We start from the raw sequence: 15742 nt of genomic DNA, 5'->3' as shown, positions 1-15742 counted from the left end.
TTAACTATTATTTTTTTCTATTAAATCATATTGATTCAGAACTTGTTTTCTTATAAACGAATAGGCTAGTTTCGTTCTAATTTTCATATTATTTTCGAATGCGCTCTGAAGCATTTGATCATTTGTTAAAGACTCTTCTAGTTTATGAGCAATCTCATCTATGTCTTCACAATTTTCAATAAGCAATCCGTTTATACCTTCATCAATAATCTCTGCTGAAGCCCCTCCTGGATTTGATTGTATAGGGAATGCTCCAAAACATATTGCCTCTAGCATTGTATTAGGCATCCCATCTGATAGATTATTTCCTATATAAATAAGGGATCTATTCATGAGTCTACAAAGTTCTTTATGATTAAGTCCTTCTTTTTGTGTAAAAAAGGTAATGTCTTTTTTCTTAAGAGACTCTGAAGAATTGTAATAACGTATCAATGAGTGATCTGTAGAAAAAAAAGTGATTTTTGGAGTTTCTGGCATCTTTTCTAATGCTTTTAATACATTAAGTCCTCTATGTTTCTCTCCTTGATATCCTTTTACTAATATACCTTCTCGTTCAGATATTGGTTTTATATCTTCTTCTATTAAATCAAAGTGATATCCTCCTCCTCCAGGATAATCACCTAATGATTTTCCTTTAAACCCTAGTTTCTCTGCTAGGATTAAATCTCTTTTACAATCTGCAAACATATAATCAAGATGTGGTAGTACAAGATCAATACCTTTCTTATACTTGGGGTCATGCTGATAGAAATAAAGATCGTTTCCCCAAGCTGAATATAGCCATTTTATATGGGTATATTTTTTCATCACATTAAGTATAGGGACGCAAGACATGTATAACACAAAACTATGTACTATATCTGGTTGTATTTCTACTACATAATTTTCAAAAGATTTAGCTACATCACGTTCTATAAACTTCTTTAAAAAAGGGATTTTCTTTAATAAATAACGTCCTTTTTGTATTCTAAGGCGCCAATCTGTTTTTTGTGAAACCCAATCAAGTTCTTTAATATTACCTCCTGCTCCTAAGATATCAAACCAATATACTTCATGTCCCGCATCTTTAAGTTGGGAAGTCCATCTCCTAAAATGGATAGAGTTCATAGATACCATTAGTATTCTCATAGCGACTGTAATAGGTTTATAGTACAGATAATTTTTTCTTTTGTTCTATCAAAAGAGTATTGGTAAGGTGCATTACGATATTTTGTAATAATGGTTTCAAGCAATTTACTATTTGCTTCTTCTAAAGAAATAAAAAGAGGCGTTTTCTTTTTAAGCACTTGTTTTGCCTTTGTTTTGATTGTTTTTTGATCTGGATGTGGTTGTATATTAAATTGAACAACTCCATTCCAAACACCTTCTGACAATTGAAAGCAAAGTGCCGTAACTGCATCCAGCGTACTCACACAATCAACATTTGTTTTAGGTGTTTTGAGTGCTTGATATTGAGACTCGTCTGGCATAAGACCCCAATCTTCCTTGCTATTTGCTTTTATTTTTTTATGCTTTCGCGAAAGCTTAATATACTCATAATTAACGCGCTCTAAAGTTGGGTGATAAGGCGCTGTACTTTCTTTGGATCTATAAAATTTAGGATGCCATTGATGTAATAACAGACATTCATCTTCATTAAAAAGTACTGAAATTCCTTTATTACGCAATCTCACATGTACATCTGTATCTTCTGAGCCCCAACCATGATAAAATTCATCAAAACCTCCAATATCTTTTAATATCTCTGTTGGAAACAATGTCATTCCGGTAGCGTCTTTATTGGTATAAAACTTAACCGTATAATTTTCAAAAGACTTTTCTAATTTACTTTCTTCTTCGGTAAGAATGCCCACATTAAAATAGGTTACCTCAGCAGGATGTAGATATTTTTGAATCTTTTCTACAAAACTGGGATGAAATAGCATATCCATATCTGTCACCATAAAATATGGTGTTTTACATTGTTTGAGTACAATGTTGATCGCCCTAGTTTTTTGCCATAATTGCCCTTGTGTGGGACAAAGAATAAACTGTACTTTTTCTAGTGAATCAGTATATGTTTGAAGTTCTTTCTGATATGCTGAGTCACTTCCATAATCTATAACAACAACCTGTACTTGCTTATCTAGTTGTATAGCAATAGAATTAAGTGTACGTTTTACAGTAGACAAACTTCTATTACGATTTGGAATAACTATAGTGAGTAACATATCCTCTTAATTACTTAGTGATTTTAATTCTTTAGGCTTTCTTCAAAAGATTTTTTTAAATATGGTGTAGACAGATACTCATACAAATCTGGTCTATCTAATTTTGGAATAGTCCCTTGTTTCCACGCTTTATAAAGTGTACTCATAGTCTGAGTTAGTTCATCTATTTGTTTAAACTCATAAGTGTATGGGTATGCTTCTCCTAATAGTCGTTTACTCTCACTATAGTAGGGACCTATTAATAATATAGGTTTATTTGCAGCGACACAATGTGCAAATTTACCAGGCAAAAAAGGGCTTATTTCTGAAGTTGCCTCTAAAATTACATTCATTGTTGTTTCTTGTTGCATACGATACACTTGATCAAAAGGAACATAGTCTTCACTTTTACAGATGCTTGAGTTTTCTTTAATTTCTGATTGTAGATAATCATCAAAGATAGATGCCTTTCCTATAAAAATAAGATTGCTTTCGCTTTTTGCTTCTGGATATAAAGCACAAAAGTTTTTAAATGCAGTAACCAAAGGTTTAGGGTCTCTTAAATCTAATAAGTTTCCGGCATGCAATATCGTAAACTTGGACGCTGTAAAATATGCAGGCAATTCAATATTTGTATGAGGTATTTCTGTTATTTGATGGGGAATGATTAATTCTTTCCCATCTATATCTATAAAATAACTTTGCATCCATTCTTTAAGCAATACACTTGGAAATACCATGTATTTTGCAACTTGGGTCATGTCTCTAAAAAAATAGCGCTTCTTTTTATATCCTTCTGGAACATAATTATACGGTCTAGGGTATAGTTGTTGTGGGTAAGGATCATGAACATAGGCATACCACTTACTGTACCATTTAGGCACTCTTAAAACACCAGCGTGCATTCTAAAACTAGTTCCTTTCCCAAAGGTCCATAGCATATCAAAATCATCTGGATTGTAACTCTCTACAGCTTTTGCTATTGTCTTTGAATCATTGATCCATGTATATGAAAACCCATGTTTGCGTTCTTGTCTAACTCCTATATTGTACTTAAACCAACGATAAATATACCGTTGAATTTTACTTAAAATAAAGTGTCTAGAAAAGCGATTTTCTTTAATAGAAATACAATGTACCCCTTCAATGAGTACCTCCTTTTGAGTATAATGCAATACAGTAACATCATACCCAGCTCTAACCATATTTTTAATGAGTGCTACACGTCCTTTAGTACCGCTACTATCATCTACATCTATAGATTCTACGACAATCAAAACTTTTAAAACATTCATACTTTGAGCACTATTGAAGTCTTATCGCAATATACTACATAGTCCACCTGATAACAATTACCTTAGTGGGTTTTTATCACACTTACATCCTTTCTTTAAGAGAACTATCCTCTATATCTAGAAATATACTCATGGAGGTTTTATTTAAAATTTAAGGATCTTATTTAAAACTTTAAACAAAACAACTCTAAGTTTATACGGTATACGCGTCTTAACATGAGCTATTTTAATTCCATCAAAATCTATTTTAAGAATTTTATCTCCTTTTAGGTTACTAAGCTTTTCTACATTAGAATCTATCTTATTCCCTATATGGTATGCAAAAGTTTTTACGGTAGATAATCTATATAATCCAAATTTATCCGATATAACATCTATAAAATCATTTTCATATCCCTTTACAAATTTCATTTTAGGAAATGCACCTTTTTTCTCAAACAATATGCTTTTATAGGTTGCCACAAAATGCCCTGCTCCAATAATTGCAGGTTTGTTTCCTGTAAGATAATATTGTTTTTCGCTCCAGTTATATTTTCCTTTTGCTCTATTTAGAAGAGATGTATTGGTTACACCATCTAGATATAAATTTAAGTCTTCGTCTTCTACAATTTTATTATATTTTAAATTACCAAATAGGCAGTTGTTTAAAAAAAGAGAATTGTTATACTTGAGCCCTAGACTAGGAGAAGGCAGTGGCGCCACTACACCAGCTTTAGGATGTTCTTTAAATACAGAAAACACTTCTTTCTCCCATCCTTGTATAAAGAGTACATCTGCATCTGTACACGTTACAAATGGTTCATAACAAGATTTCATTTCGCTTATAGCGGCATACACCTTTCCTTTATTATCACTATATGAAATTAGCTTGTCTATCTTCTCATGATAAAGGTTTACAATTGCGCTAACTTCAGGAATAGAATTATTATTAATTAAAGTTATGGCTGTGGTATCTAGATTTATAGTTGTTATCAAACTATGAAGCGAAATTTTAAAAACCTCTAATGCTTCTTTATAGTAATCTTCACTTACATTAGGAATATAAACAGGCATAATAACCCGATGTTTATATTGATGATTTGACTCATCTTTAAGTTTTTCTGGATTTACTCCTTTACGCATAAATACACTTATTATTCAATTATTCTAGACATATGATACCCATTAATACGCTAGCATAGTAATTAGTCTTTAAGTAAAAAGTAACCTTTATTAAATAAAAAATAAGAGCAACGTGCTAGTTGTACACTAAGCTTATATTTTATGGTTACTGGTGCTCCACTATCAAGCAAGTCGTTATAGAATCTTTTTGCTAATGTAAAGTTTCTATTTACGATTTGTTCTCTCAAACTATGTTTCATTAATGTAACAAGATACTTCTTGGTACGCTCATTAAGTAGTTTTGAAAAATCTTTATAGGTATTGTAATTTACATTAAAAGTAGAAATATATTTTTTATCAGACTGTAAACCATAAGAAATCGAATCATTATGCTTTCTTAAATATACCAATGGTTCGTCGATTGTAGAGTAATTATCTATAACCGCAAGTATTTTTATAAAAAAATCCCGTTCCTGAGATCTGTGTAAATTCTCATTAAACGTTATGTTATTTGTTTTAATAAAGGAGCTATTAATTAATGGAGCTTGTGTGAGCCATTTAATTTTATCTGATATAAAGTCGTTAAAAAAATCTTCTGAAATTATATGTTCGCATCGAAGTCCTAATTCCTTTTTTGTTATGTCATCAAACACCATGGTCTGGCATACATTAAACAGTGTATTTGTATCCTGTAAAACCTGTAGTTGTTTTTCCAATTTGTCAACCGTCATTAAATCGTCACTATCAAACCAGTTTACATAGTCGCCTTTACTCTTCTTATATCCATAATTCCGGCATGCATTTGCTCCTTTGGGTGCCGTTTTTGGACGTTTATATAGTATAATTCTTGAGTCCGCTTTCGCGAAAGCGGAAACAACAGCAATCGTCTCATCAGAAGAGCCGTCATCTACAATAAGACATTCCCAATGTGTATAGGTTTGCTCCTGAATAGATCGAATCGTCTCACCTATGAGCGTTTCTCGATTATATACAGGAATAATAATGCTTATTAATGGGTTTCCTAGCATACCGTTATTTTAAAGCAATTATAGTATATCATCATAATAAGCGTTTACCATTCTAGAAATATCAAATTGATGTACAGCCCATTTTCTAGCTTCAAGGCTCATCAATTTATAGTTACTTTTATGTATGATTACACCTTCTATTTCTTTTGCAAGTTGTATTACTTCTTTCTGAGGAACAAGGATGCTTGTTTTTTCTGTCACTGTATAAGATACACCTCCACTATCAAATCCTACAACGGGTATCCCCATAGCTTGTGCTTCTATAGTTACAACTCCTTGTGCTTCTTGTCTTCCATTAGAATTTGCTATAGAAGTCATTAGAAAAATAGTTGTTTTTTCTAATGAAGCCTTTACTTCTTCTTGTGTTCCTTTACCATATAACACAACATAACCTTCAAGTTTATGCTCTTTAATTAATTGTTTCAATTCTTTATGTAAAACACCTTCGCCTATAATTGTATATTCTATATTATATCCTTTATTCACTAGTTCCTTTACAGCTAAAATCCCATAACTATGTCCTTTAAGTTCTATAAGACGTCCAATACTCAATAAGCTTATTTTTGCATTTTTGACAATCTCTTTGGGATACGTAATAGGTTGATAATAATTGGTATCAATACCTACTGGAATTGTTTGTAACAGATGTGATGGACACCCCAAAGTCGTTACTATCTCTTTTAAATATGGAGTATTTATAGTTACTTTATCTACAACCTTAAATAACATTTCATACTTCTTACGCAATTTTACCTTCTCTACATCGTCTTTAAAATAAGCATCATATCCATGAAAGGTAACCATCACCTTAGATGATAAAAAACCTATTTTTTTAAGGTTTACAATAAAAGAGGCTGCATCTGCAAAATGTATATGAAATACTTTTGCCTTTCTATATGGTTTATAATACTTAAGAAGAAAAATGTCACTTAAAGATATTTTTTTCTCTTTTACAAAAATGTATTTAATAAAGTAATATAGTATTGTAAAATCAAATAAACTGGTAAATGCCATTTTATAACGCTCGCTCTTTTTTACAGGTTCTGTAAAACAAGAGGTCTTATCCATAACAGCATACTTAGAAATAATCTCACTTTGAGAACTCTCCGTCACATCGTATAAACGAGAAGTAAGCACCTGAATATCGTATCCTTTTTTAATAGCTTCTACAACATTAGATACTACAAAGGTTTGAGAAACCAAAGGAAAATCAGATACTATGAATACAATGTCTTTATCCAAAATAGAAATTATGCTGTTTACTTAAACATTCTTTATTTTTTAATTTCGATACTATATTCGATATCACTCTGCTCTTTTGCAAAGAGCAAAAGCATGATACTTACTTAGATTCTGTTTTTTTATAAATATAAAAATCAGCAATTGATGTATGATCTGGATTACTCGGATCATATGGATATGGATTCTTTTCATGGGTAATCATTTCCCACTGTGTTTTGTTTTCTTCCACCCAAGTTGTAAACTTACGTGAGAGGACATGTGGAGCAATTCTTTTATCATAATTACTTGCATAAATAATCACATATGTACTTGAAGTATTAAAAAGTGTCTCCATGTATGCAGTGTATACCTCATCCTCTACAAGGTGATAGATAACATCAAGTGACATCGTAAGTGCCGCTTCTTTCTCTTTTAAATTTTCTTCTGTAACTAGCAAGAATGTTTTTGAGTTATCATCCTTAAAAAGTGTTTCACATAAATCTATTGCTTTTTGAGAAACATCAAATCCAATATAGTTTGGGTATTCAGCTAGTGTGAGTTGATGTCCATCTCCAGATCCAAATTCTATAACACTATCTATATTTTTTTCTTCTACAAATTGATTTAAGAACTTAGCTTTATAGAGTGACAATCTCCCGTAGCTACCACTACCAGAATCACCTTCTTGAACATATCGTTTTTCCCAATAACTCTTTGATCCTTTAAAATCATTTGCAACCGATCCTTTTCCTAAGACTTTTTTAAGTTTCTTCCCTAGCTTTGTTTTTCCTATTTTCCTCTTTAAATCGCTTAGCATGTAGTCTATTTTTTAAATACTCTTGAGATTATCTTTGTAAAGATGGTGAAAATTCTCAAAGCATATTTGTTATTATGTATTACTTCCAATGAGTTAACTAATGACTTATTCTTATCTGATTTTAATGTTTGCAATAGTGCATAATCATCATAAAATCCAGGAAAGTTATCACGCAAACTCATCTCTTTTTCTTCAAGAAGTAATGTACGATGTTTGGGGTCACTTGAGATTCCAAACATATCAAAGTTTGAAACTACAATATTCATATGTTCATACGTTGCATCATGCTTAAAAATAGCGTGTACATAGTAATCCCAATCTGCAACTATCTTAAACTTTTCTCTATACAACCCTATTTCTGTAAATAGTGATTTTTTAAAGAACAATGAAGGATGCGGTAAACTCCCATTATGGAAAAAATAATAGAAATTAAGTGCCTCTGGATACGTTCTAATTTGATCAGAATTTTCATGCTGCATCGCAAGATTTCCATAGTATAAATCTTTATCTCCTTTTAAAATGGGGATAATAGATTCTATCACATCATTACTTCGTAAAGAGTCTCCACTATTTATAAATAATAAGTAGTCTCCAGAAGCATTCTTCACTCCTTTATTCATAGCATTATAAATACCTGAATCTGGCTCTGATATTTTTATAGCGTCATGAAAATTATGAGTATCCAGCACTGCTTTGCTTCCGTCTGTAGAATTACCATCAACTATAATATGCTGTATATTGGTATAGGTTTGACCTGCTACACTCTCCAATGTCTTAGTGAGACCACTAGCATTGTTATAGTTTATTGTAATTATCGAAATTTTCAAATTATATGTTATTAAAACTGATGATATTATTATGATACTGAGTTTATATTTTCAATGAACGTTTCTACGTTGAAAAAATGTCTTTCTACTAATTCAATTTTATCTTCTGGTAAATCCCACCAATTCATTTTTAATAAGCTTTCAATGATTTCATCTTCAAATCTGTATTTTATTATTTTTATGGGATTTCCTACTGCTATCGCATACGGGGGAATATGTTTAGAAACAACAGCTCCTGCACCAATGACAGCACCGTCACCAATAGTTACACCATCTAGAATGGTAACATTCATTCCTATAAACACATCATTTCCTATAAGAATAGGTGCCATTTCTTTAATCTTATCTGTTTTGCTCAAACTTATACCATTCTGTTTCTTTGTAGAATAAAACATGGGATGTGTAGAGACTCCATCTATTGGATGTATTCCCCATCCAGAAATTAAGTTTGGTCCGATAGAGCAATACTTCCCTATAATCGTATTATTAATGATCGAATTATAGGAGACGTATGTATAATTACCAATGATAGAATTATTTAATTTATAACTTGGATACAATTTGACATTCTTACCTAAATAACTATGTACACTTGAAGTGACTTCTGTTGACATTTTACGCTGCTTCAATTCAGGGAAAAATTTAAAACCAACACGTCTGATTCCTCTTTTTATCTTTTTCTTAATTCCCTCTTTTTTAGGAGATGGTCTATTTTGATTTCTTTCATAAAATGCAACGATACTCTTTGCAGCAGTTACATTTTCTTGTAAAGGTATTTCTTCTACTTTAATACTAGAAGCCAATTTTTTATTTTCAAAATAATCTGTAGTACCATTGTGGACTCCTGTATTGTCAAAACCAATATTATTTACTAGAGAAGTCGATGGATATAATGTATATCCTCCTTTAAGGACAACAGACATATGCCACTTAACAAACCAAGTATTTAATCGTCCTGAAATATTATGAGCAAGTTGGCTACTTAAGAAATCACCACCAAATTTATTTACTTCATCAAATAAATCTTTCTCTTTAAAACTTTTCCACAGATCCATGGTATCTGTGTTTAAAGAACTCCATGACGTTTTCCAAGTCGCCCATCCCCAACACAATGCTACATTAAAGAAAAAGGTCTCTGGTAAATTTTCTTTATGAGGATACATAAAACCTGAGATATGCATCACCTCTTTTGTATCTCGGTAGCAATTTAAGGCATCATTCATATAGTTTAAAAAACCCTTGGAAGTAACGATATCATCTTCTAGAACAATAACGCGTTCATGTTTATTTACAACTGTAGTGACACCATCAATAATATTTGCAGCAAGTCCAATATTAGAAGTGCGTTCTATAATATGAACTTCTTTACACCATTTTGATTGTTTAAGCACCTGTCTTGTCTCATCTATCTTTTTAAGTGTATTGTTATCTGTCTGATCTTTTGGTCCATCTGCATAAATATAAAGTACAGACTCATTTGCTCCTTCATTATTCTTAAGCGCTTCTAATGTCTGCAATGTATGCTCAGGTCTATTATATACAAATAAAACGATTGGGCTTAGCATAATAACTAGGTGTTAATACTTATTTATATTGTGAAATAGTATCTTCTATAACAGTATCTATGGTTTTGATATGATGAGAGATCGTATAATTTTCAAGAATACGTTTTCTTGCATTCTGTCCCATCGTCTGCGCTTCAGATTTATTTTTTAATAATCGAATCATAAATTTAGCCATTTCATCTACATCTTTTTCATCGCACAGAAATCCTGTTTCATCTTCCAAAATTACATCTTTTATTCCTCCATGCCTTGTAGAAATAACAGGGATTCCAGATGCTTGTGCTTCCATAATAGCAACAGGCGTTCCTTCCATATCCCCTATATTACTTGTAATACTATGTTGTACATATGCTCTAGAATCAGAAAGTAATTCTCTAAATTTTTCAGGAGTTATTACTCCTGGGAATGAAACAGCATCAGATATTTTATAATATGCTACTAGGTTTTGACACGCGTTTAAAAGCTGTCCATTACCTGCTAAAATAAGCTTTGCATCTGGTACTTCTTGTAACGCTTTCGCGAAAGCGAGTATCGTAAAATATGGCGCTTTTTTATCTACAAAGCGACCTATTCCTATAAGTTGTTTTTTAGAGAGTGTAGGCTTTATTTCTAGGAATTTATCATTAGGGCCACAGGGAGTATATGTTATTTTAGAACGTTCGCAACCTAGTTTTATAAGTCGTTCTCTCATTTCTGTAGACACCACGATAATCGAAGTTGCTAGCTTAAAAACTTCTATATAATTATTGCATTCTTTTATAACCTTATCTACAGATGCGTCATAGCCATGGAAATGGACTATAAACGGAATGTTTACTTGCTCTAAAAAGGGCAATAAACTATGTGCATGAGGGCCAAACTCAATTAATATCACATCTATATCATTATCGATCATGGATTGGACAAGAACTGACCACATACTATATTTAGTATTGGATTTTTTAAACTTGCGTATGACCTTAGTTAAAAACGGTGCAGATCTACGATGTAAGTCCATTGTAGAGTTCTCTAACTTAATATTTAATCGTGTTCCATAATAATAAAACACACTTCCTTGTAACATGGTTTTATGTGCATGGACAAACGTTTCTGAGTATACAGCTTCGTTTGGAGAAAAAAGGGCAATATTTTTAAGAGTTTTTGTCATTTACGCGCTGTTCCTACAAGTCCTGTTATCATTTGACTTTCCTTAAAGGTAATTTTTCTATTGACATCCATCCTAATCAGTTTTTTAATAATAGGTTTGAAGATGATGGATAGTATTTTCCTTTTAGTACTTGGAATACCACTTCTGCGAACCCATAATCCAAGCATCTGAGCCATGGATGCATTCCATCCGCCAGTAGCTTGTATTTTTATAGTATTAAATCCTGTAGTATCTAATTTTCTTTCCAATGAAAAAGGTGTGTATCGATACTCATCATGAGGTACTTCATGTAATGGCCATAAAAAAGGAACTGTAAAAAAGAAAATCCCTCCTGGTTTTAATACCCGATACACTTCTTTTAAAACCTTTTCTGGATCTGGACAGTGCTCTAGTACCTCTGTACCATATGCACAATCAAAACTATTATCTTCAAAAGGCATCACATGGCCATCCCAGGTAAAATCTGGTTGAACAGAAGCATCATATGTTATTGCTGTTTCAATATCTAAACCAACATATTCTTTAACTTCACTATTCTTTAAAATATGATCGCGATACGGCATTTTCCCACAACCTATATCTAACAAACGCCCTTTAAAATTTATGAGACTCTCATTGATTCCTTTAAAAATGGAAGACCTAATATAATAACGATCGAGGTTCTTTATTTCGAAGGGTATATTTATAAAATCATTTTCCATATTCTAAATAAAGTTTTTCTAGGATAGAAATAGTAGAGGTTATATTATGCTTATTAAAAATAAAATCTTGTTGTGTTTTCGCTAGAGAATGTAACTTATCTGGCGATTTCAATATATCATAATTATAATTTACAAACTCAGTTAAATCAGTAAAACTTGGAAAGACTTTTCCTTCTTCAGAGTTTGCACCTTTATATGAAAAATCCCATAATACCTGAGGAAAACCTTCTAATGCTACCTCTATAGCTGCATAACCTGCAATTTGTTGATTAGTTGCTTGAAACCAAACAACATCAATATTGTCATTAAGAAGTGTTTCTTTAATCGATGGCGTATGTCCACAAAAGGTTACTTTATCTCTTATGTACATATAATCAAGTTGTCTTAACAATCCTATTTCTTCAGGATCGCCTCCTCCATAAATATTTAAATGTACGTCTAAACCTTTTTCTAACAACAACTTAAATCCATATAAATATGGGTCTAATGGCTTCATTTTGCTAAGACGTGTAAAAATGCTTATTACAATTTTATCAGTATTACTGCTTGCTTTTTTTGTAAAAGCATTGCATTCCATACTTAAAGGGAAATACGTATGATTATAATTAGAAAACTCTTCTAATTCATTAGATAATATTTCAGATTCAAAACCAGAAACAAAATTATAATGGTTGTTTTTCTCAAAATTCTTGTAAATATTTTCTCCTTGAAATCTCCCCATTAATAAATGGATTAACCCATGATTAATAGTTATTCCTCTATTAATACATAGGTTATTATATACCCCTATTCCTGAAAAACTAACAACATCATACGAATTCAATAATTCAAGAATTGCTTTTTTATTAATCTTTTTTATAGGAGATGTATCATTTGAAGTTGAGTGAAATTTCTTCTTAACTTTTACATTTAATCTATCCAAAAAAGAGTTAGTTTTTTTCTCTTTGATTAATAGCTCATCTAAAAATAATACTTCACAACCTATATCAAGAGTAGGTTGATAATAGTATTCTCCTTTAAAGCTAGCATGGCTATTAAAAGGAGCAATTTTCAAAAGAGTTATTTGAAATTTTTCTTTACTTAATGCTTTACATATTTCATAGACATACCTTTGTCCTCCCGCTTGCACGAAGTCAAAAACAACCCATAGTATTTTTGTTTTTTTAGACATCGTTACTTTTTTCAAAAAAGGAATGAATCGCATTTATAACTACCCGCACTTCTTGATCAGATAATTCAAAGTAGAAAGGAAGTCGTACTAGACAGTCTGTATATTTTTCAGAATAAGGCAATGATGATGTTTCATTGGTATCAAGATAATAATCGCTTTTGTGTAAGCTTAAATAGTGAAAAACAGCATGTGCACCATGATTTCTTATATGTTGGATCAAATCATCACGATCTTCTCCATTATTACATATTAAGTAAAACATATGAGCATTATTTGTAGCATACTCTGGGATAAAAGGTAATTGTAATTTACCTTCATCTCCTAATCTTTTTAGTCCATTATAATATAAATTCCAAAGATGTAAGCGTTGTTTTTGTATACTTTCAACATTTTCTAATTGCGCATATAAAAATGCAGCAATTACTTCTGATGGTAAAAACGAAGATCCAGTATCAACCCATCCATATTTATTAATTTCTCCTCTAAAAAAAGAAGCTCTATTTGTTCCTTTTTCCCATATGATTTCAGATCTCGGTATTAGAGTTTCATCATTTATGGCCAACATTCCTCCTTCTCCAGAAATTATGTTTTTAGTTTCATGAAAAGAAAATGCAGAAAGATGCCCTATGCTTCCTAATGCTTTTCCTTTATAATAAGAATCTATAGATTGAGCTGCATCTTCTACTACATAAAAATTATGCTTTCGCGAAAGCTCCATAATAGGATCCATATCTACAGCAACACCTGCATAATGCACTACAACTAAAGCTTTTGTTTTTTCTGTAAGTAAGCCTTCGATTTTTTGTGCATCAATATTAGGATTTGAATCCATAGAATCTGCAAATACAATTTTTGCTCCTTCACGTATAAATGCTAATGCCGAAGAAACAAATGTATAACTCGGAACTATGACTTCATCTCCTTGTTTGATATTCAGTAATAATGCCGCCATCTCTAATGCATCTGTACAGGAGGTAGTCAATAAGCATTTTTTAAACCCATATGTGTCTTCAAAAAAAGATTGGCACTTTTGCGTAAAGTTACCATTGCCAGAAATCTTACCTGACGCTACAGCATCATTTATATATACAGTCTCGTTACCTGTCAGATATGGTTTATTAAAAGGTATCATAAAAGATTAATCTTTTTTTTAAGAAACTTCATCGGGTTTCCAATGACCGAATTATTGTCAGGAATATTTTTGGTTACAGTAGTTCCTATTCCTACAATTACATTTTCTCCAATTTTAATGCTATTTGCAATTAAACTTCCAGAACCTATAAATGTTCCAGAGCCTATTTTTGTATCTCCATTAATGACTACACCTGGTGCAACAAATGTAGCTTCATTGATAACAGAATCATGACTAATAGTGACTGAATTATTAAGCAACACTCCTGAACGAATAATTACATTTTGGTCTACATTACATTTAGGATAAATGACTACGCCATCTTCTAGTTTAGCTGTTGAGTGAATAAAAGAAGTAGGATGAATAAAAGTAAGTAGCTTTCTATTTGCGCGTGTCAGTTTTGAAATAATTTCTCTTTTAAGATTTAGATGTTTATATCCAAGTGCAATACAAAATTCATATTCTTTAAATTCGTCATTTAAAAATTCATTAAATGGAAACGATCGTTCATCTCCTTCTTTAAGTTTAATATCATCAAAAAACATTAAACTATCGCTAATATCTAACTCTTCGTTCAAGAAATTAAACAACTGACTACCAAGTGATCCAAATCCAATAAATGCTACTTTACGTTTCATTTTTTAAAACTTTTCATATAATGTATTGCTTCTTCTCCTTTATTAAATATAAGATCTATTATACTAACTCCATGCTCAAAACTTCCAAATAATTGATCATATTCAGGATATCCTAAATAATCAACGTACGAAACATTAATTTGATTCTTATTGAAAGAAGGTTCATCCATATATGATTTTGCAGCTGGACCAGAAAGGTAATGATCAACCTTTAGTTGTTTACAGATACCTATTAATCGTTCATTTTTATCTCCATCTAAAATTAAATCTCTGCTTCTTATTATTTCAGTTTCTATTCCTAATATCTTATTAATTGTTTGAATGAACAAAATATTAATATCTGTCAAATAAGATGATGCAGAAAAAAAGTTTCCTAAATAAATTTCTTCAAAAACATCTTTATATAAGTGAAAGAAAGGAGCCTTATTATAATTTTGAACTATAGACTTCCAATGCTTTTTTCTCCATATATCATTAGATACTTGAGCTTCATTAATCTTCTGTCCAAATTTACCACTAAATGAGATAGGCATTGTGAGCCATTGTAAACCTGTTTGTGTTTTTATTATATTTCGGTTCCTCCAATCATTTTTAGTATACTGCATTTCGTCATAAATAACAACAGTATCTACACTATTAATTGCATCAAAATAACCTTTCCAAGGAATATAATTAGATTGTATCACAAAAAGACTCTTACTCATTTTTTAAACAATTTTATACAATATGTCTTTTTTCTTAAGAAACCACTCAAAACAAAAAAAACATCAACCATATTCTTACCTAAACTGCCAATAAAATCTCTAAGGAATGTATTATAAAAATCAGGTTTATCTATACGAAATTTATAAAGCTTTAGATGGTGAAACAAAACACCAAAAACTGCTATAACCTTAAGTGGATTTAAACT

General features: G+C 31.3%; 15 protein-coding genes. All 15 read right to left on the bottom strand.

The genetic code is table 11. The features are described from left to right. The 15 genes from ABJD27_RS02000 to ABJD27_RS01930 all read right to left on the bottom strand — a co-directional run bounded on the left by ABJD27_RS02000 (position 1) and on the right by ABJD27_RS01930 (position 15536). Positions 1-1128: a glycosyltransferase gene (locus ABJD27_RS02000; RefSeq protein ID WP_348166146.1), complete on the bottom strand. Its 1128-nt coding sequence runs from the start codon at positions 1126-1128 to the stop codon at positions 1-3. Next, entirely contained in the window at positions 1125-2210 is a 1086-nt protein-coding gene (locus ABJD27_RS01995) for a glycosyltransferase (RefSeq protein ID WP_348166143.1), read from the bottom strand. Before ABJD27_RS01995 ends, ABJD27_RS02000 begins: the two co-directional genes overlap by 4 nt. A gap of 23 nt (positions 2211-2233) precedes the next feature. Further along, entirely contained in the window at positions 2234-3484 is a 1251-nt protein-coding gene (locus ABJD27_RS01990) for a UDP-glycosyltransferase (protein WP_348166140.1), read from the bottom strand. A gap of 144 nt (positions 3485-3628) precedes the next feature. Continuing rightward, positions 3629-4606, bottom strand: coding sequence for a glycosyltransferase (locus tag ABJD27_RS01985; RefSeq protein ID WP_348166137.1), 978 nt, complete (start codon positions 4604-4606; stop codon positions 3629-3631). A gap of 62 nt (positions 4607-4668) precedes the next feature. Next, entirely contained in the window at positions 4669-5613 is a 945-nt protein-coding gene (locus ABJD27_RS01980) for a glycosyltransferase (RefSeq protein WP_348166134.1), read from the bottom strand. Between the two features lie 18 nt (positions 5614-5631). Continuing rightward, positions 5632-6855, bottom strand: coding sequence for a glycosyltransferase (locus ABJD27_RS01975; protein WP_348166131.1), 1224 nt, complete (start codon positions 6853-6855; stop codon positions 5632-5634). A gap of 100 nt (positions 6856-6955) precedes the next feature. Then, positions 6956-7651: a hypothetical protein gene (locus tag ABJD27_RS01970; RefSeq protein ID WP_348166128.1), complete on the bottom strand. Its 696-nt coding sequence runs from the start codon at positions 7649-7651 to the stop codon at positions 6956-6958. Between the two features lie 5 nt (positions 7652-7656). Beyond that, complete coding sequence (locus ABJD27_RS01965; RefSeq protein WP_348166125.1) at positions 7657-8478, bottom strand: glycosyltransferase family 2 protein; 822 nt, start codon at positions 8476-8478, stop codon at positions 7657-7659. A 29-nt stretch (positions 8479-8507) separates the two neighbouring features. Beyond that, the gene (locus ABJD27_RS01960; RefSeq protein ID WP_348166122.1) at positions 8508-10043 is read right to left on the bottom strand and encodes a DapH/DapD/GlmU-related protein; all 1536 of its coding nucleotides are present in this window, start codon (positions 10041-10043) and stop codon (positions 8508-8510) included. A gap of 19 nt (positions 10044-10062) precedes the next feature. Next, positions 10063-11190, bottom strand: a complete 1128-nt coding sequence (locus ABJD27_RS01955) for a glycosyltransferase family 4 protein (RefSeq protein ID WP_348166119.1) — start codon at positions 11188-11190, stop codon at positions 10063-10065. Continuing rightward, on the bottom strand, positions 11187-11891 hold the full coding sequence (locus ABJD27_RS01950; RefSeq protein WP_348166116.1) for a class I SAM-dependent methyltransferase: 705 nt from the start codon (positions 11889-11891) through the stop codon (positions 11187-11189). The genes ABJD27_RS01955 and ABJD27_RS01950 overlap by 4 nt, the downstream gene beginning before the upstream one ends. After that, positions 11881-13062 (bottom strand): hypothetical protein, encoded by a 1182-nt coding sequence (locus ABJD27_RS01945; RefSeq protein WP_348166113.1) that lies wholly within the window; start codon positions 13060-13062, stop codon positions 11881-11883. The genes ABJD27_RS01950 and ABJD27_RS01945 overlap by 11 nt, the downstream gene beginning before the upstream one ends. Beyond that, the gene (gene rffA / locus ABJD27_RS01940; protein ID WP_348166110.1) at positions 13055-14194 is read right to left on the bottom strand and encodes a dTDP-4-amino-4,6-dideoxygalactose transaminase; all 1140 of its coding nucleotides are present in this window, start codon (positions 14192-14194) and stop codon (positions 13055-13057) included. The genes ABJD27_RS01945 and rffA overlap by 8 nt, the downstream gene beginning before the upstream one ends. Next, complete coding sequence (locus ABJD27_RS01935; protein WP_348166107.1) at positions 14191-14832, bottom strand: acetyltransferase; 642 nt, start codon at positions 14830-14832, stop codon at positions 14191-14193. The genes rffA and ABJD27_RS01935 overlap by 4 nt, the downstream gene beginning before the upstream one ends. Then, positions 14829-15536, bottom strand: a complete 708-nt coding sequence (locus ABJD27_RS01930) for a WbqC family protein (protein WP_348166104.1) — start codon at positions 15534-15536, stop codon at positions 14829-14831. The genes ABJD27_RS01935 and ABJD27_RS01930 overlap by 4 nt, the downstream gene beginning before the upstream one ends. Between the last annotated feature and the right edge of the window lie 206 nt (positions 15537-15742).

Source organism: Dokdonia sp. (assembly GCF_039945015.1).
Classification (GTDB): domain Bacteria; phylum Bacteroidota; class Bacteroidia; order Flavobacteriales; family Flavobacteriaceae; genus Dokdonia.
This window is presented reverse-complemented; position numbering and strand designations above follow the sequence as displayed.

Bases quoted from the DNA above. Each gene is read 5' to 3' on its own strand.
- ABJD27_RS02000 (WP_348166146.1), bottom strand. From the start codon at position 1,128: ATGAGAATACTAATGGTATCTATGAACTCTATCCATTTTAGGAGATGG.
- ABJD27_RS01995 (WP_348166143.1), bottom strand. From the start codon at position 2,210: ATGTTACTCACTATAGTTATTCCAAATCGTAATAGAAGTTTGTCTACT.
- ABJD27_RS01990 (WP_348166140.1), bottom strand. From the start codon at position 3,484: ATGAATGTTTTAAAAGTTTTGATTGTCGTAGAATCTATAGATGTAGAT.
- ABJD27_RS01985 (WP_348166137.1), bottom strand. From the start codon at position 4,606: ATGCGTAAAGGAGTAAATCCAGAAAAACTTAAAGATGAGTCAAATCAT.
- ABJD27_RS01980 (WP_348166134.1), bottom strand. From the start codon at position 5,613: ATGCTAGGAAACCCATTAATAAGCATTATTATTCCTGTATATAATCGA.
- ABJD27_RS01970 (WP_348166128.1), bottom strand. From the start codon at position 7,651: ATGCTAAGCGATTTAAAGAGGAAAATAGGAAAAACAAAGCTAGGGAAG.
- ABJD27_RS01960 (WP_348166122.1), bottom strand. From the start codon at position 10,043: ATGCTAAGCCCAATCGTTTTATTTGTATATAATAGACCTGAGCATACA.
- ABJD27_RS01955 (WP_348166119.1), bottom strand. From the start codon at position 11,190: ATGACAAAAACTCTTAAAAATATTGCCCTTTTTTCTCCAAACGAAGCT.
- ABJD27_RS01950 (WP_348166116.1), bottom strand. From the start codon at position 11,891: ATGGAAAATGATTTTATAAATATACCCTTCGAAATAAAGAACCTCGAT.
- ABJD27_RS01945 (WP_348166113.1), bottom strand. From the start codon at position 13,062: ATGTCTAAAAAAACAAAAATACTATGGGTTGTTTTTGACTTCGTGCAA.
- rffA (WP_348166110.1), bottom strand. From the start codon at position 14,194: ATGATACCTTTTAATAAACCATATCTGACAGGTAACGAGACTGTATAT.
- ABJD27_RS01935 (WP_348166107.1), bottom strand. From the start codon at position 14,832: ATGAAACGTAAAGTAGCATTTATTGGATTTGGATCACTTGGTAGTCAG.
- ABJD27_RS01930 (WP_348166104.1), bottom strand. From the start codon at position 15,536: ATGAGTAAGAGTCTTTTTGTGATACAATCTAATTATATTCCTTGGAAA.